Here is a 3,609-nt window from a genome sequence, read left to right as displayed (position 1 = left end):
CCTTTACAAAGGGTACAGTTTACATAGAGGTGGTCGCTTTTTGTTGTGTAATGGTTATATGCAGCAGCTGTGCAACTGTTTTTCTATATTATAAACAGTGCGGATTTTCTGTCTGATCAGATCGGGTCATCCAAAAGGGACGTTTATTCGTTTCATTATATATAGCTTTCAATCCAGCCATAGTCTATCGTCCAAAAAAAAGCTGAAACCATAATCGAATTGCATTATGATGAATTTGGGGTAATAACTGAGACAGGTATCAGCGGGCAGGCTGGATACAGAAATTATTGATCGGCAGGATGGCCGATACAGAAAGGATGTCGATGTATGTTTGGTAACGATTGGGATGATATTCTGGAGGAGGAAATGAAGCAACCCTATTTCCAGGAACTGATGAACTGGCTGGATACGGAATATGAGGAGCATACGATTTATCCACCTAGAGATTTACTGTTTCAGGCGTTTCGTCTGACACCATATGCAGAAGTCAAAGCGGTAATTCTGGGTCAGGACCCTTATCACGGAGCCGGTCAAGCCGAGGGACTCAGCTTTTCTGTGCAGCCGGGAGTCAAGGTGCCACCTTCACTGCGCAATATCTACATAGAGTTAAAGGAAGATGTTGGAGTCGAGGCTCCCAATCATGGTTCGCTGGTGAGCTGGGGTCAGCATGGTGTACTGCTGCTCAACACAGCGCTCACTGTACGCGCTGGCCAGCCTGCTTCTCATCGTGGCAAGGGCTGGGAACGATTCACCGATGCAGTGATCCGGCTGCTGAACGAGCGCAAGGAACCGATGGTATTCCTGCTGTGGGGCAATCATGCAGCAGAAAAGCAGGTGATTATCAATACGGATCATCATTTGATAATCCGCTCGGCGCATCCAAGTCCATTTGCCGCACGCAAAGGATTTTTTGGCAGTCGTCCTTTTTCACAGACCAATCAATTCCTGGAAAAGCATCAGCTCGAGCCAATCGACTGGACGATTCCGCAGTTATCCTGAGGAGGACAGCAGATGGAGGTGGAGATGATGAAGCACTGGGAAGGCAAAAAAGTCGTGATTACACGGGATGATGAATATCATTCCCGATTATATGGTACCATACAACACTGGGATATTGAGAAAAACCGATTGGTGCTGCAGCCAGGTTCGATTCACATTTTGCTGAATGATATTCTGCATATCAAGGAGCTTAAAATGCTGCCACAGGATCTCAATTCAGCAGCATGGGAACTGAATTCGGTCGGTTATCTAATGAAGCAGCCCGTTCAATTTGATAATGCCATTTTGTTCAGCTCCAAAGTCATGATCTGGAAAGATGACCAGTTGATCGAGCCGTTTGCCCGATTGGTGCGTCATAATCGGGAACGGGTCATACTCGATGACCATCGTACATTTACCAAAGCCGATCATCAATTTGTCGTACGATCACGCAGAGGATGCTAACCTGTTTGATTGGATAATAGAACATATCAATACAAGACTATCGTTCGCTATACAGGACGATAGTCTTATTTTGGAAATTAAATGGCTTTTTTTACAGCCAAACCTTCAATCTGGCGGTCCTTCCTCCGATATTAGTAAAGGAATGGATACAGACGATACTATACTAAGGGGAGAAATAAATGACACGTACTGCTAAACTGGGAAATTGGATGCTTGCACTGGTATTGGTCAGCACCATGCTCTTTCCAAGCGGAGTATTCGCAGCGGATACTGCTGCGGTATCACTAAAGTTTGATGATAATAATACGCTGACTTTGTCACTTGAAGATGATGGACAGGAATTGAATGTATACACTGTGGACGGTTCGGGAGACACTACAGATGTATCCGACAAAGCAACATGGTCTACCAGCAGTGCTGCTGTAGCTACAGTAAAAAATGGCGAAGTTACACCATTAAGTGTAGGTACAACAACGATTACTGCCAAATATGGCGACCTTGCTGCAACCAAGAAAGTGACAGTAACATCACCTTATACCGCGCTCACACTGTCTCCGACAGCTGGAACCAATGTAACCATTGGCGAACCTGTTGAATTTACAGCAACAGCTACCAAGCAAGACGGAAGCACAGTAGACGTAACGGATAGCGTTACATGGTCTACATATGATATTAAAGTAGCCAAAGTAGTCGAAGGAACCGTCACCGGAGTATCCCAGGGAACAACTTCTCTTACAGCCAAATATGCAGGCCTGGTAGCAACAAGCGATCTTTATGTTCGCTCTTCGTTCCAGGGACTGATGCTGACACCGGAAGATGATCAAGTTATGTTCATCGGTCAGCATCCCAAACAAATCGTGGCTGAAGTTGGAGATGCCAGCCGTGTGCCTACCAATGTAACGTCCAAGGTCACATGGACCTCTTCCAACCCACTGAATGCCACTGTTGAGAATGGCGTATTGACTCCATGGGTAGAAGGTACTTCTACAATCAAAGCTCAATATGAAGATTTCACCAAGACATTCAAAGTAACGGTCTACAAAACGATGACCAAAGTACAAGCCAATGTAGATTCAATTGATCTTATTACCGGCGGCTCGGCAGCACTGCCAAAAGTAACCGGTACAGCAGTAGATGGTACAACCAAAGATCTGTCCAAACTGGTGGATTGGACAATCGACAGCTCTATCGCATCGGTAACCAGCACCAAGCTGGAAGCGGAAGGCGAAGGTGATACTAATCTGGTCGGCAAAATCGGCGATATGACGGTAACCGTCCCGGTAAGTGTCAAGACCAAAGCGCTGACGCTGACACCAAGTGTATCCAGTCTGAGTATTGTAGTTGGCTCTACAGTGAATCTTCCCAAAGTAGAAGCGGTAACAGCAGATGGCAACACTATTGATGTAACCGATGAAGTGGAATGGACACTCAGCTCTGATAAAGCATTGATCCAGGAAGGCAAAATCAAAGCCCTGGTTAAAGGCAGCACTTCCCTCAAAGGAACCTACCTGAACAAAAACGTACGTGTAAGTGTAAAAATGGAGAGTAAAATCAATTCCATTACCGCTACACCAGCGATTATTGATCTGAACCTGAACAAAAGCAAATCCATTAACGTCAAAGGCGTATATGTGGATGGCAAAAAAGCAACTCTATCTACCAAAATGAACTGGGTATCCTCCAATCCGACTGTAGCAACTGTCAAAGGAGCAAGCGTAAAAGCAGTGGGTGTAGGTTCTGCGACACTTACAGGTTCCTATCAGGGTCTTACTGCAACGGTCAAAGTCAATGTAACATCCAAGCTGAAAAAGCTGACGATTTCCGAGAAATCCCTGAAGCTGACTACCGGTGATGCGAAGACTGTAACAGTGACAGCCGAGTATGACACTGGCGAAATCGTTGATGTTACCAAAGGCGCGATCTGGACAACCAGCAAAGTAACTGTAGCAACAGTAAAAGAAGGCAATATTACAGCAGTAGGTAAAGGCTCTTCTTCCATTAAAGCTGATTTTGGTGGCAAGCGCGCTTCTATGACTGTAGCTGTCAAAGATGTGGCAGCTGCCAAGTAAAACAGCCATTATAAATAAAAATAAGTATAAGTACGTCTGTAGACAATTAGCTTGAACAAAAACCCCCTGTTTGTATTGAACTGCACCCCTTAAAATG

General features: G+C 45.1%; 3 protein-coding genes. All 3 read left to right on the top strand.

Translation table 11 applies throughout. The annotated features are described in order from the left end of the window. Window positions 1–327 precede the first annotated feature (327 nt). The 3 genes from H065_RS0124665 (at window position 328) to H065_RS0124655 (ending at window position 3,512) form a co-directional block, all read left to right on the top strand. Window positions 328–999 (top strand): uracil-DNA glycosylase, encoded by a 672-nt coding sequence (locus H065_RS0124665; protein ID WP_017815779.1) that lies wholly within the window; start codon window positions 328–330, stop codon window positions 997–999. A 12-nt stretch (window positions 1,000–1,011) separates the two neighbouring features. After that, the gene (locus tag H065_RS0124660; protein ID WP_017815778.1) at window positions 1,012–1,443 is read left to right on the top strand and encodes a hypothetical protein; all 432 of its coding nucleotides are present in this window, start codon (window positions 1,012–1,014) and stop codon (window positions 1,441–1,443) included. A gap of 179 nt (window positions 1,444–1,622) precedes the next feature. Continuing rightward, window positions 1,623–3,512, top strand: coding sequence for an Ig-like domain-containing protein (locus H065_RS0124655; protein WP_020380568.1), 1,890 nt, complete (start codon window positions 1,623–1,625; stop codon window positions 3,510–3,512). Window positions 3,513–3,609 lie beyond the last annotated feature (97 nt).

The sequence above is a fragment of the Paenibacillus shenyangensis genome (assembly GCF_000346635.1).
Taxonomy (GTDB): domain Bacteria; phylum Bacillota; class Bacilli; order Paenibacillales; family Paenibacillaceae; genus Saccharibacillus; species Saccharibacillus dauci.
This window is presented reverse-complemented; position numbering and strand designations above follow the sequence as displayed.